This window comes from Nostoc sp. PCC 7107 (assembly GCF_000316625.1).
In the GTDB taxonomy this organism is placed as follows: domain Bacteria; phylum Cyanobacteriota; class Cyanobacteriia; order Cyanobacteriales; family Nostocaceae; genus Nostoc_B.
Genome location: NC_019676.1, coordinates 3,942,359 through 3,964,592 on the forward strand (window position 1 = coordinate 3,942,359; position 22,234 = coordinate 3,964,592).

17 protein-coding genes are annotated in these 22,234 nt (G+C 40.6%); 9 read left to right on the forward strand and 8 right to left on the reverse strand.

Going from position 1 to position 22,234, the window contains the following annotated elements; all coding sequences use genetic code 11:
- Positions 1 to 233 precede the first annotated feature (233 nt).
- Complete coding sequence (locus NOS7107_RS17060; protein WP_015114203.1) at positions 234 to 3,644, reverse strand: phycobilisome rod-core linker polypeptide; 3,411 nt, start codon at positions 3,642 to 3,644, stop codon at positions 234 to 236.
- A 542-nt stretch (positions 3,645 to 4,186) separates the two neighbouring features.
- Between NOS7107_RS17060 and NOS7107_RS17065 the strand changes: the two genes are divergently transcribed.
- Positions 4,187 to 4,717: a hypothetical protein gene (locus NOS7107_RS17065; protein ID WP_015114204.1), complete on the forward strand. Its 531-nt coding sequence runs from the start codon at positions 4,187 to 4,189 to the stop codon at positions 4,715 to 4,717.
- A gap of 548 nt (positions 4,718 to 5,265) precedes the next feature.
- Here NOS7107_RS17065 and NOS7107_RS17070 read toward each other — a convergent pair.
- Complete coding sequence (locus NOS7107_RS17070; RefSeq protein ID WP_015114205.1) at positions 5,266 to 6,984, reverse strand: ankyrin repeat domain-containing protein; 1,719 nt, start codon at positions 6,982 to 6,984, stop codon at positions 5,266 to 5,268.
- A 173-nt stretch (positions 6,985 to 7,157) separates the two neighbouring features.
- On the opposite strand from NOS7107_RS17070, the gene NOS7107_RS17075 reads away from it, so the two are divergent.
- Positions 7,158 to 7,496, forward strand: coding sequence for a hypothetical protein (locus NOS7107_RS17075; RefSeq protein ID WP_044500904.1), 339 nt, complete (start codon positions 7,158 to 7,160; stop codon positions 7,494 to 7,496).
- Positions 7,497 to 8,040: 544 nt separating this feature from the next.
- On the opposite strand, the gene NOS7107_RS17080 is transcribed toward NOS7107_RS17075, so the two are convergent.
- Positions 8,041 to 9,690: an alpha/beta hydrolase gene (locus NOS7107_RS17080; RefSeq protein WP_015114207.1), complete on the reverse strand. Its 1,650-nt coding sequence runs from the start codon at positions 9,688 to 9,690 to the stop codon at positions 8,041 to 8,043.
- A gap of 343 nt (positions 9,691 to 10,033) precedes the next feature.
- On the opposite strand from NOS7107_RS17080, the gene NOS7107_RS17085 reads away from it, so the two are divergent.
- A complete protein-coding gene (locus NOS7107_RS17085; RefSeq protein WP_367579362.1) occupies positions 10,034 to 10,366 on the forward strand; it encodes a hypothetical protein in 333 nt (110 codons plus the stop codon).
- Between the two features lie 19 nt (positions 10,367 to 10,385).
- Here NOS7107_RS17085 and NOS7107_RS17090 read toward each other — a convergent pair whose 3' ends face one another.
- The gene (locus NOS7107_RS17090; RefSeq protein WP_015114209.1) at positions 10,386 to 11,414 is read right to left on the reverse strand and encodes a M20/M25/M40 family metallo-hydrolase; all 1,029 of its coding nucleotides are present in this window, start codon (positions 11,412 to 11,414) and stop codon (positions 10,386 to 10,388) included.
- A gap of 195 nt (positions 11,415 to 11,609) precedes the next feature.
- On the opposite strand from NOS7107_RS17090, the gene NOS7107_RS17095 reads away from it, so the two are divergent.
- Both NOS7107_RS17095 and NOS7107_RS17100 read left to right on the forward strand, forming a co-directional pair.
- Positions 11,610 to 12,851 carry a sulfite exporter TauE/SafE family protein gene (locus NOS7107_RS17095; protein WP_015114210.1) on the forward strand — a complete coding sequence of 414 codons (1,242 nt, stop codon included), beginning with the start codon at positions 11,610 to 11,612 and terminating at the stop codon, positions 12,849 to 12,851.
- Positions 12,848 to 13,450, forward strand: a complete 603-nt coding sequence (locus tag NOS7107_RS17100; protein WP_015114211.1) for a hypothetical protein — start codon at positions 12,848 to 12,850, stop codon at positions 13,448 to 13,450. The genes NOS7107_RS17095 and NOS7107_RS17100 overlap by 4 nt, the downstream gene beginning before the upstream one ends.
- A gap of 129 nt (positions 13,451 to 13,579) precedes the next feature.
- On the opposite strand, the gene galE is transcribed toward NOS7107_RS17100, so the two are convergent.
- The gene (galE, locus tag NOS7107_RS17105; protein ID WP_015114212.1) at positions 13,580 to 14,578 is read right to left on the reverse strand and encodes a UDP-glucose 4-epimerase GalE; all 999 of its coding nucleotides are present in this window, start codon (positions 14,576 to 14,578) and stop codon (positions 13,580 to 13,582) included.
- A gap of 371 nt (positions 14,579 to 14,949) precedes the next feature.
- Here galE and NOS7107_RS17110 point away from each other — a divergent pair, with 371 nt between their 5' ends.
- The 3 genes from NOS7107_RS17110 (at position 14,950) to NOS7107_RS17120 (ending at position 18,559) form a co-directional block, all read left to right on the forward strand.
- Complete coding sequence (locus tag NOS7107_RS17110) at positions 14,950 to 15,642, forward strand: hypothetical protein (RefSeq protein WP_015114213.1); 693 nt, start codon at positions 14,950 to 14,952, stop codon at positions 15,640 to 15,642.
- A 200-nt stretch (positions 15,643 to 15,842) separates the two neighbouring features.
- Positions 15,843 to 17,594: an ABC transporter ATP-binding protein gene (locus NOS7107_RS17115; protein ID WP_015114214.1), complete on the forward strand. Its 1,752-nt coding sequence runs from the start codon at positions 15,843 to 15,845 to the stop codon at positions 17,592 to 17,594.
- 332 nt (positions 17,595 to 17,926) lie between these two features.
- Positions 17,927 to 18,559: a HupE/UreJ family protein gene (locus NOS7107_RS17120; protein WP_015114215.1), complete on the forward strand. Its 633-nt coding sequence runs from the start codon at positions 17,927 to 17,929 to the stop codon at positions 18,557 to 18,559.
- 5 nt (positions 18,560 to 18,564) lie between these two features.
- Here NOS7107_RS17120 and NOS7107_RS17125 read toward each other — a convergent pair whose 3' ends face one another.
- Positions 18,565 to 19,239: a sugar transferase gene (locus tag NOS7107_RS17125; protein ID WP_015114216.1), complete on the reverse strand. Its 675-nt coding sequence runs from the start codon at positions 19,237 to 19,239 to the stop codon at positions 18,565 to 18,567.
- Positions 19,240 to 19,694: 455 nt separating this feature from the next.
- Between NOS7107_RS17125 and NOS7107_RS17130 the strand changes: the two genes are divergently transcribed.
- Entirely contained in the window at positions 19,695 to 20,012 is a 318-nt protein-coding gene (locus NOS7107_RS17130) for a hypothetical protein (RefSeq protein ID WP_015114217.1), read from the forward strand.
- A gap of 80 nt (positions 20,013 to 20,092) precedes the next feature.
- Here NOS7107_RS17130 and surE read toward each other — a convergent pair whose 3' ends face one another.
- Positions 20,093 to 20,773, reverse strand: a complete 681-nt coding sequence (surE, locus tag NOS7107_RS17135) for a 5'/3'-nucleotidase SurE (RefSeq protein ID WP_015114218.1) — start codon at positions 20,771 to 20,773, stop codon at positions 20,093 to 20,095.
- 8 nt (positions 20,774 to 20,781) lie between these two features.
- A complete protein-coding gene (locus tag NOS7107_RS17140) occupies positions 20,782 to 22,080 on the reverse strand; it encodes a response regulator (RefSeq protein WP_015114219.1) in 1,299 nt (432 codons plus the stop codon).
- Positions 22,081 to 22,234: the final 154 nt, after the last annotated feature.

The following is a 22,234-nucleotide window of genomic DNA, read 5'->3' on the forward strand; positions in this document are numbered from 1 at the left end:
GTTGAGCATTTATGACTGCTCTTAATACTTTGTAATATTCCTTTTCAGATTTACACGTAAATCAGCAATCTGAGAGGAGTGTTACGAAAGGTAAAATGCCAGCAAAATTTCAGATTTTAAATTTTGGATTTTGGATTGATTATCAATCTCAAATCGGCTATTTAAAATCACAAATGGTCAATGGTCAAGAAGTTGAGCCTCTTGACTATTGACCTTGGACTATTGACGAAGGATTAGCGATCGCTCGGACGACCGGTTAACACAGCCGGAGACAGACTTGACCAAGATTGTTTCACAAGGTCAGCAGCCGCCTGGACACTACCGAGGTAGTTACCTGCGGGTAGAGATGGGAAGCGTGGGTAAGGAACCACATCTTCACCAAAGTAGCGGGCATACTCTGGGCTATCCACAATTGCCTCTACAGCGGCTCTGAGACCACTATCAGCCAGCAACTTGTTATACTGCCTAATTTCGCCTTGAGTGGCTGGTGCGCGACCCAACAGGTGACGGAATAGGTATTCAATTACCTTGGTGTTGGGATAAGGCGTATAGAACCGTTTGCGATAGATTTCTGAGCTTGCTAGTTCGCGCACAAACTCCCGGACTGAGATTTCTCCATTCCGTAGTTTGCTGTCGAGTGCGCTGCGGCGGTAATAATCTGGAACCTGACCGCTAAATATATCCAATATCTGACAGTAAGCAGAATTAATGATCTGCTGTCTTTCTGATTGGCTACTACCATCTGTTAAGCGGTAAATCCGCGCTGGTTTACGACGGCTAGTACCCACACCAACTTCTACCGATTGGCCGCGACCATCGTTAAAGGAACGACCCAATTCAATAAATAACGGCTTGGTTTTATCCATTTGCCGAGATTGGGCTGCCAAATCGGCGATCGCTTTTGCCAAAATTGGGGTATTGGCAGAATCCATCCGCGCTTTGACTGGCTTAAAGCTGGGTACAACTACATCATCATTTTGTTTGGTGAGTTGGTTGTAAAGCTTCTCGGTATTGGGGAAGTTCGCCGCAGGTAAAGTCGGGTAGCGACGATAAGGAACTGTATCTTCACCAAATATTTGGCGATACTCCGCACTGTTCAACAAAGCAGCAATAAACGCCTTCAGACCTTGGGTAGCCAAAATCTGGTTATACTTGCGGATTTCTGCTTGATCAACAGGTGCGCGTCCTAAAAAGTGCTTGGTTCCCAACTCAATTACTTTGGTGTTGGGATAAGGTGTATAGAATTCCTTCCGGTACAGGTTAGAATAACCCAAACCTTCAATAAATTCTTTGACCGAGATTTCACCGTTACTCAGCTTGCTTTCGAGGACGGTAAATTCATTTTTAGCGATGTATGGTGCAATATCGCGCTCAAAAATCTGGCGGTAAGCAGCACTAATCAAAGTTTGGACGGCAGCTTTGTCAACAGTATTAGCTACCAGCTTGAAGACTTTAGTTTGTTCGCGTTGCTTAGTAACACCTTGATTCACGCGGAACTGAATATCGGGTTCTGTCCGATTTTGGCTAACTGCACCCAGTTCCACAAAGCGTGGTGTTTCTTGCTTCTCAACTTTCGTGGCGACCACATCTTCGCGGATGCTACCTACACGTAGTTGTCGCTGCGATACACCACCAGGAGTCAGATAGCGTTCGTAAGGAACTGTATCTTCACCAAATGCTTCGCTGTACTCTACGGTATCCAGAATGGCATCAACTACTGCATAAAAGCCTTTTTTGGAGGCAATATCGAAGTATTTGTTATTTTCTTGGCGACCGTAGGTAGGACGACCTAATAAGCGACGGTGAATGTATTCGATCGCTTTACAAACATACAACGGTGTCCAGTACAAGCTGCGGAATAAATCAGACTTAGCCAAAGCCCGCACAAATTCCCGTACAGAAATATCGCCGTTTTCCAGCTTAATTTCTTGGACTTTTAAACGTTGACCTTCGTAAACATCACGACCAATTACTTGCAAGTAAATGGCTCTAATTACTGCCTGGGTCGAGCTTTCAGAGAACCTAACACTTGCACCTTTAGCTGCTTTCTTGCCAATCGTGCCAGGAAGTTGATCCAGTTTGAATACTTTTGGCCCCAGAGTACCAGGCGCTACACCCCGTGCTTTGGGATTACTCAGTTGGTTATTAATCCCAGGCCCTTGGTGAATCAAGATCCGTCTTGTATCCTTACCAAATGGAGCCGGACGGCTGCTGGGGTTGCGAGTTTCTTTCGGGAAAATCGCCCCAAACTGAATTTCTAATGGGTCGTTACCAGAACCGTAAGGATGTTGATCTGGTAATGGCTGTTCATAAGCCGCAAATGTAGTGATAAACTGAGGTACTTTGCGGAAAGGCGCACTGTAATTAAACAGGTCTTGCTGCGGCCCCCAGTTACGACATTCTTGGGCTTCTTGACCCAAGCCGCGAATGTAAGGTACTGTCTCTTCACCAAAGTAATCGGAGTATTCGTCCGAATCTACCAAGGCATCTACTAATTTCGGTAGACCGCCGTTAGAAATAATTGAGAAGTATTTTTGTACTTCTTCACGGCTACTTGGCCCCCGTCCCAAAATGTGACGGAAAGCTAGTTCGATGACGCGGCTGTTAATAAAAGGCTGATAAAACTGTTTTTGGTAAAGCGGAGATTTTGCCAAACGGCGGACAAACTCTTTCATAGAGATGTCGCCATTTTTCACCTTGGATTCCAAATCAGAAATCGACAAGCTGTAAGCACGGGTGATATCGCGCTCAAATATTTGCCGATATGCTGCTTTGACTACCTCATTTTTTTCGCCGGCTGACAACCCAGGCTTCATCACATATTTGGGACGACGTTCTGCGGCATTAAAATAAATCTGCGGCAGTTGTAAACCTTGTTGGTCGCTAGAAGGACGTTGACGTAGTTTGGTCGAAGGTGTGGGTGCTTTGAATTCTGTCAGCAACACATCCATGTACTGTGCCACAATGTCTGTAGCTTCAGCATCTTTGCGGAAGTAAGACAGGGATGCTGCCTTGATTTCTTGCAAAGCCACGATAGTTGCTTCACCAGAACAAGCATTTTCAATAATTTCTCGCAGACCCCTTGTGTTCACAGAAATGATGTTGGGGTCGCCAGCGACGATCGCATAAGTAGCATAGCGCAAGAACCAGGACAAGTCCCGTAAGCTCTTGGCCATGTTGCTTGGGCCGTAGCGAGAAACGTTAATTGGTCTAAAACCTGGAGGTGTTGGCCCGCTGGGGGAGGTGTTGAAGATAGAACGCAAGTTTTCTAGGAATCCACCCCGACTTTCAACGTAGGTAACGGTTCCTAGTTTCATGCCTTCTGTGACATCTCCACCAGCACCAACAGCAGCACCAACCATCGCCAATTCAGGTTCTTGTGGCTTTTCTAAAAAAGCCATTGGCGAACCACCGACAAAGATCCGGTTAGCAGCACGAGATACGATAATCTCGGAATTTTCGGTGAGAATCTGGGCAATTTCTAACCGTTTTGCACCAGATGCAAAATAGCTTGCCAGTTCATTTAATTCACCATTTCCCAAAAAGCGGTCTTGCTGTTCCGCTTGAGAAATAGTTGCTACAGCTAGGGTTTGATATAGTTGCGGACGCGCAACTGAGCTTCCACCACTCGCCTTAACACTCATCGGATTTGTAAAACTCCCATCATAATCATTTATGTGTTAAGTCTGGTTCGCTTTGAGGCTTGATACATTGATGTGTTTATGCCTTCAGAGTACCGCCTTCAAAACTGCCAGTAAAATTAACCCAATCAGCTTTTAGATTAGAACGTTTTGCGTTTTTCCTGGTAATTTATTAAGAAGTATGTAGATTCTGTAGTCTTGTTGTCGCAAGTCTAAGAATAAATACTTCTATGGACATTAGACAAAATCTAAGTTTTGTATCTGAAAGTTAAAAACTTTACAAAAATATTTTACTGGAGTCGGAACTAGGATTTTCTTTAGTTACGGCAAAAATATACAAATGTTTGCTTTTCGGATATCAGGACAGACTCTGGGTAATAACGGATATGTCTTGTGAGGGGAGCGATCGCTTCTTTTTCATTTGTGTAAAGAAAAATTAATCATTTCTCAGTTTTTCTAGCCCAAACCAAACAATTGCCGTAACGCGACTCCGGAATAATCATGGGCTATGCTGTAGTAACCAGCATTATTACACAGGAAATACTATGAAAAATAGTAATAAATTTAACTTAATTGCCTTGGCTGCTTTATCCTCATTAGCGGTTACTTTCGTTGTTACACCTGCTAATGCACTGCCTGGACAAAATATTAATACTGTGATTAAGTGGGCAAAAACTAGAACCAAGCTTCCACGCCTGACATATAGTAGCGAAGCACATGGTTATTCTGGTAATAAAGGTAATTTATATTTCTATGCTGATGTTCCTTCAGAGAATGGCATAGTCACCAAAGAAGGAATCACAATCAGCGGAGACTCCAGTATTAAATTCACCAGCAAAAACGCCAAGGCGGTGAAATTAATTCAAAGTATTTATAACGCTAATATTGCTAATGACTTTAGCCAGTCTCGCCGTGTTACTAAAGTTGGTCGAGACCATTATTATAGAGGTCAAAAATATGCTTATATTTTAGCTGAAGTTCAAGGTGGTTCAGCTTTTCAAATCGTTAAATTAAATGAATTACAAGGAGAAATTGATGGTGCAAAATATTGCCAAACTCATCAATGTGACTTGTAGTTGATTTTTCTGAGCAAATTATTCAGCATTTCAGATACCCGACTTCTTTGAGAAGTCGGGTATCTTGTTCTTAAGAGTTTATTAGACAACTATAACTCCTGCTCTTCTTCATAAAACCAAATTTCGGCTAACAAAGAAAAGCCCATCAGCCAAATGAAGCAAAAAACGAAGAACCACATAACTCCCATCATAGTGACTACCTCCACAAAGCTTCTTGATTCAAGACTGTGTTTTTAGGTAAGTATTTTGCTCTTGTCGAACCTGAGTAAATTATTACTGGAAATTTATATCTTGAGTTGGGTTATTTATAAAACTAAATTTTATTAATTAAATTATTACAACAGTTTTTATTTTTACTTGATAAATAACCTCTTACTGTCTAACTGAATATTTAGAACCCTTCTAAAGTTATTTCAGTACGTAGGATGTGTTAGCGATGGCGTAACGCATCTACCTCAAGGTTTTCGGTGCGTTAGGCGTAAGCCGTAACACACCCTACACATAGTGCAATTTTTCAGAAATCAAATCAGATTTCTATAGATTTAGATTTAAACAGCAATGCGGCTCCAAGTTAAGTCAATTAAATCTAAGATGTAATCAACTGAGTTATCTATATAATCTTCTATTTTTTCATCATTAATCACACATAATTTACCGCCAGTAATATGTATTTTATCTGGTTTTTGGTAGTAAGCTTTGTGTTCACTGATCCATCCTGGTTTATACCCACTTGTTTCTACTTTTTCTATGATAAATGTGTGGATATGTAATCTATAAACTGGAGTTTCATGATAAATTCTTGTACCGAAATATCCTAAACTGCCAATGATATATATGTATTCTCCAACTAATGTGGCAGAATGAAAATCAGTTGGTAGAAATACATCTTGGGGATAACCAAAAATCTGAAAATTACCATCACCTTGATAAACTACAACATCGTTATATATACAAAAATCAGGGTCATAGTAGTCTTCATGTTCACCAGCAATTTCGACAATTCTGCCATCTGGTAATTGCGTAATGGTTCTGCCAAATCGGTCATAACACCATACTTTATCTTGGCAGTTTTCTGTATCATCAAAAAAATTTTTAGCTGCATAAGCAGAACAACCCTCACAAATCATGGCCTGCCAAAAAGGTATTTCCATCAATTCTGGATTGGTTTTGCCAAAGCGCGGATGTTTGCCAGTAAAATATTGCTCTGGAGTTACTTGTGATAATGAAAATTTGTGGTTGTCAATTCCGGTGAGCGATCGCCGCATATCATTGTTAATATCGCTCACATCTTCACCAGCTGCAATTAACATTCTGACAATTTCTGTCTTTGTTGCTATCTTAATGGCTTTGTCATTGCAATGATTTATTCTGCTGGGGTTTGCACCAGCTTCTAGTAAAATTTTGACGCAATCAGTAGCACCATGCTCTGCTGCGATGATTAATGCAGTGTTACTAAATTCATCAGTAGCTTCAATATCAAATCCCTCTGTAATTAGCCACTGTAAGACTTCTAGCCTATTGTTTTCTATTGCATACATTAATGGCGTTTTTCCGCAGTTTCCTACATCGTTGTGATTTGCTCCCGCAGCTAGGAGTAATTTGGCTTTAGGTAATTCACCCACCTGAATACTTAATAACCAAGGAGTTCGATGCCAACAATCACGTACATTTTGATCTGCTCCTTGTTCTAGCAAGAACTTTACTTGCTCTAGGCTGCCAAAAACTATAGCGTGCATTAATTCTGTCCATCCCAGTTGCTCTGGGTTAGCACCTGCGTTCAATAATAATTTGACAGCATCAAATCTCCCAATATGAGCCGCTACTTTGATTGCAGATTCACCGTAGCTACTCATACCATTGACAGCAGCACCTCTATAAATGAGTAAATTCAAAATTGAGATTAAGTTTTCATCTCGCAAAATATCTCGACCATACATAGCATGAATTAAGACATCATATCCATCTGGACTTTGATAGTTAATATCTGCTCCAGCATCGAGAATCAGTAGGATTTTATCTAGATTTCCTGACTGCACAGCCAACCCAAGTACGGTATTTTGAGATTCTGGTTCAACAGCATTGACATTCGCGCCATGTTCTAAGAGGAAGCGAATCATATCAACGCCTGCATTGGGACTACTAACTGCACACATTAATAGTGTTTGTTGGAAATACTCGTCTAGACATTCAATATCAACACCATTGGCTATTTTATCTGCGACTCCTGCAATATTGCCCTGCTGTACATCAATATGAATTTTTTCCATAGATTTTCTGAGTTAACTTCTGATATAAATTACTACAAGCAGAAGCGATCGCATTTCCCATCTTATCCACATAGATATCGTAAAGTTGCTCTAAGCGTTAAACTAGAAATATGGGAATCAAAATCTCTGGCAGTAAGTTCTACAAGTTGTCAATTTTGATCACTCCAGGGAAAATGTCTCAAGAGAATAACGAGTTATTCCAAATTCAGCAGATGTCTAACCTCAAATCACGACATTTTGCTGATTTAATTAGAGCTGCACAGTTAATTTTTGATCCGACTGCGGGAATTGTGGGAAGTCACGTATTAGTTGACTGGCAAGAATTTGGTATTCCTGATGAAGTAGAGTCAAATCTCAAACTACTTGGTCAAAAATATCAATATGCTTGTCCGAATATTCCCGATGCTATTATTTGGAGCCAATTAACTCCAGCTACACGTAATTGGTTTCTCGACAATAAAGATGAACTGTGGAAATTTGAGGAAGCTTTTCCACCTTTGGATGAAGACTAGTAAAACAAGGCAAAAGTCAAAAGAAAGAATAGTAATACCATAAGCCTTTTAGCAATTCCAGATAGTCTGTTGATTTACACCGATCTGTACTAGTACAAAAAGCTGAAGTCTGGAAGCAATGGTCAAAAATCAAGCTATTTGATCTCTTTAAAGAAAAAACCTCGGCGTTTTTCAAACCGAGGTGATTAGGAGAAGTCCAAATGTCGATGGGAGATACCAATACTGAAGTCCGTTGTTCATCGCTAACTATGAAAGATATCAAGCTCTCACAATATCTTTTACGTTAGCGATTATGATTGTGGTTTATTTTTTAATTTATAAACTTATGTAAATAAGTGTAACTGAATTGTTACGCCAAGTCAACAGAAATTGATACAAAAAGCCAAATATCAGTAATAAGAAAAATTTATACAAATTACGCAAAATCAAAGTTTTGCATGTGTGCAAGATATATGAAGATATGCTTAGGATGCGAGCCAAAGAATAATCTCTGGCTCGGAGATAAAATAACAATTCTTTACTTTTGCCTTTTGCCTTTTCACTTTTACCTTTCTACATATTCCTCCACCACTTTTAAAGCATCAGGAGGAATTTCTGTGACAATGCGGAAGGGAAATGCTGGTGTCGAAGCAGAAAAAGCATAATTAGGTGTTAAAAACACACTATATTGTTGAGCTTCTGGGGTGAGTTGTGCAGCCATCGCCAACACTATTGACTTGACAAACTTACGAATATCTGCTGCTTGCTCTCCCACAACTTCGCCGCCACTAAAAGGTGTGTTGGGTTGACCTGCTTGATCTAAAGTGGTGCTGGGGTCTTTGACACTGAGATGAGTACCCCCAAGTACACCAACCAGCCATTTAGGCGCAGGAATTTTGTGAAATCCGACAACTTGTTCAGTCAAAGCCGGAGTACTTTTATCGGCGGAACTGGCTAATATCAGCGTTGGGACTTGCACCTTAGTTAAACCAGAGTCACCAAACATCAAAGAACTGGTAGGATTAAGAGCGATCGCTTCCTTAATCCGATTATCCCGCAATTGATAGGTGTTGTTTGGTAGTTCTTGAGCAACACACTGTGCAGTTTCGCCCAAACTCAACACAGCCAAATTTTGTTTACAGCGTTGTTTGAGCTTATCCAGTTGTAGTTCACCACCAGCCAACGCCAACGCTGTACCACCACCAAAAGAATAACCAATCACCATGACATTATCAGTTGCCAATTTTCCCGCCAAAGGATCATTAGCAGTTTGGTTAGTTTTGGCGAGTTTATCTAAAACAAAACTAATATCTTTGGGACGATCTAAAAATTCTTGCGCCTTGAGAAGTTTACCTTTCCCTTGTAAACCAGCATCAACATTTGTCTGGTTACTACCAGGATGTTCCACAGCCACAAATATATAACCGTGGGATGCTAAATGCTCGGCGAGATAGCGTAAATCAGTCCGCACAGAACCTAAACCGTGAGAATAAATAATAACTGGTTTATTAGCAGTGGCAGCTGTTGACCAATATATATCAACAGGAATGGTGCGGTTACGCTGTGAGTCATTCCAATTAACTTTCAGCACTTTTACTTCAGCCGTACCGGGTTGACTGGGGTCAAAAGGTAAAGAAACTTGTAGTGATTGTTGGTTAAGTTGGGGAGCGATCGCTAACATAAATTGTTGAGTCCGCCAAAATGCCGTATTAAAATTACCAGCAATTTTGAAAATTCGTGGTAAATTAATTTCCAGATTTTGGCTAGGATAAGCTGCAATAAAGCTTAGTAGCGAAAGACCTTGAGGTGCAGTCGAACCAATAACTAATCCGGCTCTGAGGGCTTGTACACCAGCTTTATCCTTACGCACAACAGCCGTGGAAAAATCATCAAGAATTGTTGTCCCAATTTGGGTATTGAGTAACCGATTAACTGTGACAACATTCAACGATAAAGGCATTTTCAGGGTTTCTAACAGAAAGCGCCGCTGTTGTAGAGACAGTTTTCGTCCATAAAGCTCAAACCCATCCTTAAAATCCCCAATTTCTGCCGCTTTTTGTAACTCCGCTAAAGAAACAGACTCCGCCAACAAACCATAACGTAACACAACCGTATCAGCAGCTTGTACAGCAGTAGTTACACTGAAAAACTTAGTAAAAACAACAACACAAAAGCAACCTGTCAATAAATTTAAAGCTTTCCTACTTATTCCCATAAAAATATTCGTTAATTAATCCTGACGGGAATATAACGGATATTTTGGCATTTGACGACTCTTAAAATTAAAGCAGGGAAAAACGGAAAGACACAAATATCATGTTCATCCCAATTCTCTAAAATTCGGCAACGCCAGACTCTGCGTCGACAGTCGCTCATCGCACTGCCTTAACTTTGCGTTTACCTCAGCGAACCTCTGCGTTCAAAAGTAAACTTCCCAACCGTTTTTAGTATTAAGTATGCGTCGCCAAATTATTTACATTTTGATACTGCTGCTTTCGATATTAATTTTTACACTATGGTGGCCTGTACATGACACTCAATGCAACTCAGAAGCTTTTTTGCAATCAAACAAACAAAAACTGCAAATACCCGCCTCTCAAGTTGTAGTACAGCCGTGGCGTGGCGAACATCATGTATACGGTATTTTTATGGTTCCTGATGAATACAAGGAAGCACCATTTTTTGTGTTAAGCGTTTCTGGTGCGGGTAACTACTGTTCTAAACCCTTTGGGTATAGCAAAAACTATGATGATGTCTTTGCCGAACCAGGAACTCATTTAATTAGGTATTATCTGAGAACTCGCCTCGCTTTGCGGCTAATTTTCCAAGGTTCCTATTTTCAACTCAACGATAAACAAAACTGGTTCTTGACTTACCCACAAATTAAGTAGGGTGAGTAAAAATTTTCCTTCAAAAAGATGCTGGAGTTGCTAAACTATCACTTTTCTGTAATAAAGCAGTGGTAGTATTAACGACAATCTGCGCTGCACCTGCAAAAAACGATCGCTCAATTGTACTCGGCTGATCACTAGATTGATGATAATGGGGAGTCCGTAGATTAGCCGTATCCGTCACCAGAACTGCACCTACGCCTTGATACCAAAACGGTGCATGATCACTACGCAGAGTATCAGGTGTGAGTAAGCCTTTCAAGGGGATAGGTACTGTGAGAACTGCTGGTAAATTATCTGGTTGTGATTTTTGAAAAGCACTCAGCAATGGTAAATGTTCTATATCACCCACCACAGCTAAAAAGTCACCTTTATCACTCGGTGGTGTTACAGGTAGACCCGGTGGATATTGCTGACAGCCAGGAGTGTAACAAGCATAACCAACCATATCCATCACAATCACACCACTTAAATTCCCCAAGCGTTTGGCTTTAGCGGCGAAAGCCTTGCTACCTAAAAGTCCTGCTTCTTCTTTGTCAAAAAAAGCTAACTGTAAAGTCCGTGGTGTGGGTTGGGAACCGAGTAATCTAGCAACTTCTAGCACCACCGCCACCCCAGTACCATTATCATCAGCCCCAGGAGAAGAAGCGACCGTATCGTAATGTGCGCCGACAAGAATTGCACCAGCTGTTTTATCAGTACCTAAACGTTCCGCAAAGATATTCACACCCTCAGCAAATTTTTCTAGCTGTGGTTTCCAGCCGAATTTTTTTAATTCAGTTGTGATATATGTACGAGTACGCGATCGCTCTGCTGTTGTATAACGCTGAAAATTTAACTTTTGAATGTGAGCTAGTAAATTCTCCGTAGAAACTTGCGGCTTAGTTTCCAGTTCTGGGGGCTGTGGTTGAGCTTGTTGTGTTGGTACTCGCTCAATTATTTCTGGTAAAGGGCGCTGTGAAAAAAAACTATTGAACGCAGTACTTTTACTACCAACAATTACTACCACCACCAGCGCCAACAGCAGCAGCCAAATCCGTTTTTGCATACACTGAACCTTTCCTTCCAGAACTAGAGTAGCGCAAACCCAAAGTTTGACGGGTTGTCTTTTGACAGAGGCACAAATTTAACCTATTGTTCGATAGTTGGAAAGTTATGTGTCATTCATTTATTTGTGACTATAGTCAACTTTCTTGTTTGCCCTGCTGTTTATGCGTAATCCTGCCTTGTGCTTCCTAGGAATATGGTAGATTTGTTGCTGATAGCAATCCTGGGGTTTCTAGGCAGTTTTGGACATTGCTTTGGGATGTGTGGCCCTCTGACAGTAGCGTTTTCGTTGTCTAGTCAGCAGGATAGACAGAAATCTTTATCAGAAAAGTCATCTACTTGGCAACAGCAATTAAAATTTCACTTTTTGCTAAATCTCGGCAGAATGTTAAGCTACGCTCTAGTTGGCGCTGGCATTGGAGCTTTAGGTTCAGTATTGTTTGAAAGTGGGCAACTAGCCGGTATTGGTAGTGAATTTCGTCGCTTGATGGCGATGATTACAGGCATTATGCTGATTTGGTTTGGCTTGGGACAAATTAAACCAGATTGGTTGCCTCATATTCCTGTATTACACCCTTTATTAAAAAGTAATTTACACGATCGCCTGAGTACAGGCATGATCAAACTTTCTTACCAAACCAAATGGTGGACACCGATATTTTTGGGGATGACTTGGGGTTTAATGCCTTGTGGTTTCTTGTATGCTGCTCAAATTAAAGCCGCAGAAACTAGTAACCTCTGGATGGGTGCAGCCACAATGTTAGCTTTTGGTTCAGGAACTTTACCCACCATGCTAGGAGTTGGTGTTTCGACTTCGTTAATCAGTCAAGATAGGCGCAGTCAATTATTTCGTTTAGGCGGTTGGGTGACACTAGCCATTGGTGCAATTACCTTATTGCGGACTGGTGACACAATGGTAGATTACACCGGACACGCTGCCTTATTTTGTCTCATGTTAGCGCTGATTGCCCGCCCAATTAGTCAGATTTGGGCTGCACCGATGCGTTACCGTCGGGCTTTAGGCGTGGGCGCTTTTGTGTTATCAGTAGTCCACACCACCCATAACATTGAACATTCCCTGCAATGGAATTTTGCCGCTTTTTGGTTTTTTCCCGCAGAATTTCGCTGGGGGATGGCTGCGGGTGCTGTAGCATTGATATTAATGACCCCTGCTGCTTTAACTAGTTGGGAATCATTGCAAAAATCTTGGGGTAAACTTTGGCGACAAATTCATCTTTTAAGTGTGCCGGCTTTACTCTTAAGTACCTTTCATGCAGTGTTGATTGGTTCCCATTACCTGGGTTCTTTAGAATCAACTTGGGCGAATAAATTAGCAACATTGTTGTTAGGAATTACCACTCTTGGTGTGTTGCTATTGCGTTGGGTAAAAGCATTAGAACCGAGGGAGCCGGAGAGCAGAGGAACAGAAGGAGAATGAATTATTTGCAAGTCAATAAAAAGTTAAATGTATTATTGCTGTTTTGTTTAGCGATCGCAATCACTCATATTCATCCTGTCTTAGCCCATAAAGTGCAAGTAGCCGCAGATGTCGGCGCAACTCTCCATCTCGAACCTAATGATAATCCCCGCGCTGGTGAACCTACACAAGCTTGGTTTGCCCTTACCCGTAAAGGTGGACAAACCATTCCTCTCGCCCAATGTAATTGTCAGTTAGCAGTGTACGCCGAACCTCACACCCCCAGCGAGCCAGCCCTACTCGAACCATCTTTACAACCAGTAGCCGCTGAACGCTTTCAAGGTATTCCCGGAGCCGAAATTACCTTTCCCAAACCCGGAATTTATCAATTACAGCTAAATGGTAAACCTGCAAAAGGCGCAAGTTTCCAGCCTTTTAATCTCAAGTTTGAAGTCACCGTCGCGGCTGGCAATACCCAAATTACACAATCAGTGCAGAATGTCAACAGTAATGTAGATCAAGAAACTAATAAAACTTTACCAGTTTGGGCGATCGCAATTCCAGGTTTGGCACTCATCGGCATTTTCTTTGTTGTCTTGCAAAAGACAAGAAGAAGTTAGTTATTGAGGAAGGCAGGAGGCAGAAGGAAAAATTAAGAGAGGATTCAAACGCCTCCTAATTCTCAACCCGTTTAGAATTAGGAGGCTTAAAACCCTTTTTCCAGCAGGGCAGTCCTCCTCCTGCCTTCTTCAACTGTGTCGCTTTTGATGCCACTGCCAGGCATGACTGACAATATCTTGGATAGATGGATATTGCGATCGCCAGCCGAGGATATTTCTGGCTTTTTCACTACTACCAATTAAAACAGGTGGATCACCAGGACGGCGATCGCATTCTTGAATGGGAATAGCTAACCCTGTGACTTCTTCAGCCGCCGCAATCACTTCTCTCACAGAAAAACCACTCCCATTACCTAAATTGAATATTTCGCTATCGCCACCCTGTAATAAATATTCCAGTCCCAAAACATGGGCATCTGCTAAATCTTTAACATGAATATAATCACGAATACAAGTACCATCAGGCGTGGGGTAATCTGTCCCAAAAATCGAGATAGACTCCCGCTTACCTAAAGCTGTCAGCAATATCAAAGGAATTAAATGAGTTTCGGGGTTGTGGTCTTCGCCTAGTAAACCATCAGGATTCGCACCCGCCGCATTAAAGTAGCGAAATCGCACTGACTTGAAATTATATGCGACATCAAAATCAGCAAGAATACGCTCTACCATCAGCTTAGTAGCCCCATAGGGGTTAATTGGGTGTTGGGGATGGTTTTCGGGAATCGGGACGACTTCTGGGACTCCGTAGGTGGCGCAGGTGGAAGAAAAGACGAACTTGTTAATTGATGCAGCCAGCATTGCTTCTAATAAAGTCAAAGTGCCGACCACATTATTGCGGTAATATTTTGCTGGGTCAGTCACCGACTCACCTACGTAAGCGTAGGCAGAAAAGTGCATCACTGCCGCAAACTTACGAGTTTTAAATAAATTATCTAATAAAGGGCGATCGCCTGTATCCCCCACTACCAGTTCGACTTTTAAAACCTGTTCTACCAATTCTCGATGTCCGTAAACCAGGTTATCAAGTATTACCACCTCATAACCTGCTTGCTGGAGAGCAAGTACAGTATGGGAACCAATATATCCTGCTCCCCCTGTGACTAAAATGCTGGGCTTTTCCGGCGACATAGTTTTTCCCCTCTGAGTTGAAAATTACTCAATTAATTATGGGTGTAGAGGTGTAGGGGTGTATGGGTATCAGGGAAAAAAATTTGCCGGAAACTCAGACAAAAACCAGTCAACACAGGTTATATTTCCCCTAAAGCCCGAACCTCACACCTCCATACCCTTACACCCCTAATTTTCTGACTCACCTGGAAAATTATAAATAATAGACGCAGTGTCAAAAAATTGCTCTAAAATCACTACGACGGTAGTCATTAGGTGTGAGGCTGGTAATATTTGCAGTCAAGTAAAAGTCCGATTACAATTTGACGGTCAAATACACATCTTGCTCCAAACCCTAGGCTGATTGCACTAGAAAATTTGAGAGTTAATCTATGTTCATATTGTTGAGCCGCGTACTGTTGTGGCTGCTTGTTGGCACTATCGTATATTCGTTGTTCCAGAGGTTCTATCCTCAAGGAACTTTTGCTGGGCGAGTAGTCTTAGTAATTATTTTGGTTGTCCTAGCTTTGTCGTTTGTTAACCCCAACGAACCAGCTGTGGCATCTTTATGGAGGGTGATATCATTTCCCCTCAAGCCTTTGGGAGCGTCAGTATTGATGATGATTTTTGCCGCCCAAAAAATTAAGGGTGGTGGGATAGAGAAACCAGGAGGATATTTAATTGGTTGGGCGTTGACAATTTTGCTGTTGTCTAGTACACCAGCGATCGCTTATTTTCTGGTAAGAACACCAATTGCCGCAGTTGTTAATCCCACTGTAGCAAATCAGGAAATAGTCAGAAATTATTTGCCAGATGGGGCGACTGGCTCGGAAGTCCTTGTAGCATTAGCACCAGGAACTACAACTAGCGATGTAAATAGTCAACTAGGGCTAAAGGCAATTGCTTTCAACTCTTTCGATCTCAAAATTCCGCCTTACCTGTTACAAAACCCTCAACAAATCCGAGAAAGAGGTTTGCGACTGGAAGACTTTGTACCCAGTGCGGAAACACTCCAACTTACCACCCAAGTTTGGGAAAGTTACCTCAATCAAGTTTACTTTTTCTTGCGTGGTCGCCAGTCTTAGGGTTAAAAAAGTAAAATTAACAAGGCCGCAACGCTACGCCCTAGTGGCTGGCCTTATTTAAAAACCTGAATTCAGCATGGAGAATTCAGAAAATAATTTTCTCTACTGAATTCTGACCACACACTCCTGAATTCTTTGTAGATAAAATATAAACCTACGATCCGTTTGTTTTAGGATGATGGAGTTGCAAAGTTGCTGTAATGGCAAAATCTCGACGACTAGCTAAACTCGGTGCTTACCTGCGTCCTCATTGGGTAGAGGCAACATTAGGCATTTTTGCCTTGTTGTCTGTCAATGGCTTGGGCGTTTATATTCCTTGGTTAATTCGTGGCTGTGTTGATAAACTTTCAACTCAATTTAGCTGGAATCAACTCATACATTATGTCGTAATCATCATTTTGTTGAGTTCGGCAATGTGGTTAATCCGCATGGCTTCTCGTATCTGGCTATTTGGGGTAGGACGACAGGTAGAATTTGACCTAAAACAACGGATTTTTGAACATTTACTCAAGTTAGAGCCGGCTTATTTTGCGACGAATACCGCTGGGGATTTGATTAGTCGCGCTACCAGCGATGTGGAAAATATCCGGCGCTTGTTGGGTTTTGCGGTGCTAAGTTTAGCCAATACTTTTTTTGCCTACACTTTGACACTGCCTGTAATGCTGACAATTAGTCCAGATATGACACTCTATTCTTTAGTAGTGTATCCCTTTATGTTTTTGTTAGTGCATTTGTTTAGCGATCGCCTACGCAAACAACAAGCCACTGTCCAAGAGAAACTATCTGATATCAGTGAACTGATTCAAGAGGATATTAGCGGGATTGCCTTGATTAAAATTTACGCTCAAGAAGAAAACGAGCGTCAAGCTTTTGCTAAAAAAAATCAGCAGTTATTAAAAGCTAATCTGCAATTGGCAAAAAGCCGGAATGTATTGTTTCCGTTAATTGGCGGTTTGGCTAATATCAGTTCTTTAATTATTATTTGGTTAGGCACAACGCGTATTTCTGGGGGAACTTTAGCCGTTGGCGACTTTTTAGCACTGCTAATTTATGTAGAACGGCTGGTGTTTCCCACCGCTTTGTTAGGCTTTACCATTACCACTTATCAACGCGGTGAAGTCAGTATTGATCGCTTAGAATCGATTTTCAGCGTCACACCCAAAATTCAAGATACAGGTGATGCTGTAAATTTAGCACTGGCGGAAATAAAAGGCGAAATTACCGCGAAAAATTTCAGCTTTACTTACCCAGAAATGGCTACACCTGCCTTAGATCATCTCAATTTTACAATTGTCCCAGGAGAGACGGTGGCTATTGTTGGGGCGATTGGTTCGGGGAAATCAACCTTAGCTAATGCTTTACCTCGGTTGTTGGATATTGCGCCTGGACAATTATTTTTAGATGGGGTAGATATTACCAAAATCGTATTAGAAGATTTGCGAAGTGCGATCGCCTATGTTCCCCAAGATAGTTTTTTGTTCAGCACCACCATCAAAAATAATATCCGCTACGCTGACCCAGTACGTGAACAAGATGATGTCGAATCTGTAGCTGTCATGTCTCAGATTCATTCGGAAATTATTAATTTTCCCCAACAATACGAAACTCTAGTTGGCGAACGCGGTATTACTCTTTCTGGCGGACAAAGACAACGCACCGCTTTAGCCAGAGCCATGTTAGTTGATGCACCAGTTTTAATTTTGGATGATGCTTTATCTAGCGTTGATAATCAAACAGCCACCAAAATTCTCAAAAATCTTTCTAGTGGAACTAGTCGCAAAACTGTTATTTTTATCACTCACCAACTATCAGCCGCCGCTGCTGCTGACCGAATTTTAGTCATGGATAAAGGTAAAATTGCCCAAACAGGCAATCATATAGAACTAGTGCAACAAGAAGGTCTGTATAGAACCTTGTGGAGTCAGCATCAAGTCGAGGAATTGTTGCGTTAGTTAAAGTAATTAAAACTCATTGTTTCTGGCTTATTTTACAACTTGACACTCCTCCCAGCGCCTTTTTAAAAGATAAGCACTGGGAGGAAATGATAACTTAATTGTGAGGTTTTGTCCTTGCAATTCTCTACAAGTAGATTCATCTTCCTAATTACACCGATTTTCTGTATATTTGCGCCACAAGGCTTCTATATCTATCAGCGTTGATTTTATAAACCACATCATAAGTGTTGTCTGCGGCTCACAAGAGTCATAAAAAATTAGATAATCGCGTTAGTTTTTTTGGGTACTTGGGCAGTATAAGATACCGAAAAACTAATAGGTTATATTTTATGTTCAAAGATAAATTACTCCAGCGTTATGTTGGTGCGATCGCAGCTTTAGCTATCATTAGCTTGCTGAGTTCATGGACTGGATTACCATCTCTTCATGAAATTTATAACTCCTGGGATGGCTTTTTGTGGGGAATGGCAGATCCGGTATTGGCCTTTGATAAATTTGTGAGTATTTTGGCTATTGGTTTGCTGGCTATTGGGAAAATGCGTGTAAGATGGATAGCTACTACGCTGATATGCGCCAACATTTTCGGCACACTCATTTATCTATTGCAGATCAACTTACCATTCACAGAAATAGCGATCGCAATTGTTAGTATTGCTTTTGGTCTGCTGCTAATTATATCCAAGCAGCCTAACTTGTTGACACTGCTGATAGTAACTGCGATCGCTGGGTCACTCCAAGGTTATTTTAATAGTGGATCAATTATTGGGGCAGGAATAATGCCTTCAGTTATGTATATTTTTGGTGCAGCTTTGACACAGTATGCAGTAGTAATGAGTGTCAGCCAAATTTATACTCAGGTTAGTCAAGCAGAATTACTCAATATTTTGCCAAAAAAAATCAGTTTAGTGGGCTTTGCTATTTGCGCTCTTGGGCTTGTCTCTCTCAAAACCTGGATCAACTGATCAATTTAAAACGCCCCAACTTTACCAAAGATGACGTAGAAAGTTTTGGTAATTAACAACAAATCGTACAATGGATGCCACTTTTCTTGGTAACGCAAGTCTAAGTCAACTATTTGTTCAAAATCTTTGACATGAGAACGACCATGAACTTGCCATTCTCCAGTCAAACCTGGTTTAACATTCAGACGTAGCCAATGGCGTTGATTGTACTTGGCTACTTCATCAGCAGTAGGTGGACGTGTTCCCACCAAACTCATTTCACCTACAAGCACATTCCAAAATTGTGGCAATTCGTCTAAACTGGTGCTACGTAAAAAACGTCCTACTTTTGTGACTCGGAAGTCATTCTTATTTTTAAAGATTAATCCGTCAGCTTCATTTTGGACGAGAGATTTGAGTTTTTCCGCATCGCTAACCATTGAACGAAATTTACGGAGCTTAAAAGGTCGTCCTTGAAGTCCGTAACGTTCTTGAGTAAAGAAAATCGGGCCTCTACTATCGAGTTTAATGGCGATCGCTATCGGTATAAACACAACACCCAAAATTATTAAACCTACTAAACTCCCTAAAATATCTAAACAACGTTTGAATTTAGAATCTACGGAATAGTGGGGTGTATCTAATTTCCAAGCTCTGTCAGTCGCAAGTTGACAAACGCTTTGCAATGGTGTTTGGTACATTGTCTAGCCAAAGGTAGATTAACCAGGGTAAATTTACTCGATTTTATTTTTGAATATAAACTTTGGATTCTGATCTCAAGGGCTTTTTTACGGTATATTTACTTAATCTTCATCAAGATTACTAGATAAATGAAAATTTGTAAAATTTACGTAAATTTTTTTATATCTTTTTTGAAGAGTACTTAAGTATGAAAGTTTTGTATAAAAAGATGGCCGAATGTCAAAACTAGTTACTAATTGATTCGTTTAACTTTCTAGCTAAACTGAAGTATCTCAGAAAAATCTCTAATTAGTAAGGGCTGCACATCCCTAGAAATGATTTGTTCAGACTAACTTCAGATAGCACCTCGTGTAGATTTGAGCAGATGTCATAAATTATGTACATCAGTATCAGTAAAAAATGACACAAAGGCTAGAAACAAGGACTAATATTTTTATGATGGGATGGTGGAAATATGATTTCAGGTGGAGTCGAAATTAAAGTTAATCGCTTAGAATCTATTGTTGAACAAATTGGCGAAGCAGTACTGACTACTACTGAGACAATTGAAAGCCTTGCCGACAGATTAGATTATCTCAGTATGCAGGTTGAGGCACAAGGAAAGCAGCTACAGCAGCAAGGCCATCAAATTTTTGCTTTGTGTGATACCTTGCAAAACTTAGCTCAATCTCAAGACTATACGGTGCAGAAACTAACCCAACTTACACACACCCTAGACAAATTAACATCTTTGATGCAAAGGTTAGACGTGGAAGGAGCCAAAATTAAATAGTTGTGAGTTACTGAAACTATTTACGGTGTCAGATAAGCCTATTTTTTCTTGTTTTCCTGTTTCCTTGGTGATCGACAATTTCACACTCTTAACTGTGTAATAGCAATATTTCCTGAAAAACAAACATCCACATCACTACCAGGAGTGCGATCGCGTTTACCATATTCCCCAATATAATAAAAATCATTGCCATCCACGCGATAATTAATTGGCAACGCTTTGGTGCAAGGTTGACAAAATACCATTTTGGGATCTGGCTCTCCTGGTTGCAAATGTGGCAAATTAACATTCCAAAAGCTCCCCGGTTCTAGAGGATGCTGAGTTAAATCTGCTAACACCTCAGCCGTCAATTTTGCCGCTAGTTCCCAATCAAAATTTTGCTTGGCTTTGCGATAGTGAGAAATAGCAATCCCAGGAATACCATTCATAGCAGCTTCTCGCACAGCAGCCACAGTCCCAGAAATATAAACATCAACACCAAGATTACCACCAGCATTGATACCAGATAAGACCAACTTGGCATCTTGACAAATTTGCGATATTGCAATTCTCACACAATCAGCAGGAGTACCAGCGATCGCATATTCCTTCTCAGAACGCTGTTGAATATTAATGGAACGAGTTGTAGTAACTTGATGTCCACAGCCTGATTGATGATCTTTGGGCGCAGAAACAATCACATTTTCACTGTTAACAGCCCTCAGCAACGCTTTGATTCCTGGAGCATCAATACCATCATCGTTAGTCAGTATTATCGTCATTTGTCAGCCTAGTGAATTGGAATAGTAATCGTAAATTCTGAACCTTCCCCTGGTACAGAATATACATCCAATTTACCTTTATGTTTTTCCACAATAATTTGATGGGCAATTGATAACCCTAAACCGGTACCTCGACCGAATAATTTGGTCGTAAACAAATGCTCAAATATCTTCTGCTGGATATCAGCAGACATACCAATTCCATTATCTTTAATCCGAATCACAGCATTGTGTTTGTCTTCACTTAGGGAAGTTATAATCCAAATTTGATTAGGATGTTTTTCAATTTCTCCATAGCCCCGCCCTACATTAGATTCTTCTAAAGCATCAATAGCATTGGTTAAAATATTCATAAACACTTGATTTAACTGACCGCTAAAGCAAGTTATGGAAGGTAAATTACCATAATTTCTGAGAACTTCAATTTCTGGACGGACTTTTGAGGCTTTTAAGCGGTGCTTGAGAATCATAATTGTGCTGTCGATGCCATTATGAATATTGCAGAATACTTTCCGATCTTTATCAGGACGAGAAAAATTCCGCAGACTAGTACTGATATTGCGAATGCGCTGAACGCCTTCTTTCATGGAAGTAATTAAGTTAGGTAGATCAGAACGCATATACTCTAAGTCTGTTTCAGCAATTTCCGCTTGAATAGCAGGTACAGGTTCAGGATAGTTTTGCTGATAAAGGTCAATTATTTTAATTAAGTTATTAAAATAATTAGCCGTATGATCAAGATTTCCATGAATACAACTAACCGGATTATTAATTTCGTGAGCAATACCTGTAACTAACTGACCTAAAGCAGACATTTTTTCTTTCTGAATAATTTGGATTTGATATGCTTGTAAGTCTTTTAAAGCTTGGGAAAGTTCAGATGTTCTTTCGCTAACTCTTTGCTCTAAAGTTTTTGTTAAATAACGTAGTTGCAGATGTGTTTTGATTCTGGCTAATACTTCTTCTTTTTGAAATGGTTTAGTAATATAATCAACTGCCCCTAAATTTAGCCCTTTTACCTTAGTTTCTATATCCGAAATCCCAGTCATAAAAATTACTGGAATATCTTGGGTGAGAGGATTTGTCTTTAATTTTTGACAAGTTTCAAATCCATCGATACCAGGCATCATCACATCTAGTAAAATTAAATCAGGTAATGTGTCTTGTATTTGCTGAAGTGCCTTTTCACCATTTCTTGCTGTAGTGACGACAAATCCAGCAGTGGTCAATGCGTCAGATATAATTTCTAGATTGGTTATAGTATCATCGACTATTAAAATTAAACTATTTTCTGGTAAGTTCATCATTTGAATGTTTTGGGTTGAGATATTAAAACAGGACTTGATGAGTTGATAGTAGTTGCAAGTACAAGAACTCTAGAAGAGGTTGCATAATATTTGGGTAAATATACGGTGGAAAAATTAATATAGCGATAAAGCTTGTACCTACTATCTCCTGTTA

Bases quoted from the DNA above. Each gene is read 5' to 3' on its own strand.
- NOS7107_RS17060 (WP_015114203.1), bottom strand. From the start codon at position 3,644: ATGAGTGTTAAGGCGAGTGGTGGAAGCTCAGTTGCGCGTCCGCAACTA.
- NOS7107_RS17065 (WP_015114204.1), top strand. From the start codon at position 4,187: ATGAAAAATAGTAATAAATTTAACTTAATTGCCTTGGCTGCTTTATCC.
- NOS7107_RS17070 (WP_015114205.1), bottom strand. From the start codon at position 6,984: ATGGAAAAAATTCATATTGATGTACAGCAGGGCAATATTGCAGGAGTC.
- NOS7107_RS17075 (WP_044500904.1), top strand. From the start codon at position 7,158: ATGTCTCAAGAGAATAACGAGTTATTCCAAATTCAGCAGATGTCTAAC.
- NOS7107_RS17080 (WP_015114207.1), bottom strand. From the start codon at position 9,690: ATGGGAATAAGTAGGAAAGCTTTAAATTTATTGACAGGTTGCTTTTGT.
- NOS7107_RS17090 (WP_015114209.1), bottom strand. From the start codon at position 11,414: ATGCAAAAACGGATTTGGCTGCTGCTGTTGGCGCTGGTGGTGGTAGTA.
- NOS7107_RS17095 (WP_015114210.1), top strand. From the start codon at position 11,610: ATGGTAGATTTGTTGCTGATAGCAATCCTGGGGTTTCTAGGCAGTTTT.
- NOS7107_RS17100 (WP_015114211.1), top strand. From the start codon at position 12,848: ATGAATTATTTGCAAGTCAATAAAAAGTTAAATGTATTATTGCTGTTT.
- galE (WP_015114212.1), bottom strand. From the start codon at position 14,578: ATGTCGCCGGAAAAGCCCAGCATTTTAGTCACAGGGGGAGCAGGATAT.
- NOS7107_RS17110 (WP_015114213.1), top strand. From the start codon at position 14,950: ATGTTCATATTGTTGAGCCGCGTACTGTTGTGGCTGCTTGTTGGCACT.
- NOS7107_RS17115 (WP_015114214.1), top strand. From the start codon at position 15,843: ATGGCAAAATCTCGACGACTAGCTAAACTCGGTGCTTACCTGCGTCCT.
- NOS7107_RS17120 (WP_015114215.1), top strand. From the start codon at position 17,927: ATGTTCAAAGATAAATTACTCCAGCGTTATGTTGGTGCGATCGCAGCT.
- NOS7107_RS17125 (WP_015114216.1), bottom strand. From the start codon at position 19,239: ATGTACCAAACACCATTGCAAAGCGTTTGTCAACTTGCGACTGACAGA.
- NOS7107_RS17130 (WP_015114217.1), top strand. From the start codon at position 19,695: ATGATTTCAGGTGGAGTCGAAATTAAAGTTAATCGCTTAGAATCTATT.
- surE (WP_015114218.1), bottom strand. From the start codon at position 20,773: ATGACGATAATACTGACTAACGATGATGGTATTGATGCTCCAGGAATC.
- NOS7107_RS17140 (WP_015114219.1), bottom strand. From the start codon at position 22,080: ATGATGAACTTACCAGAAAATAGTTTAATTTTAATAGTCGATGATACT.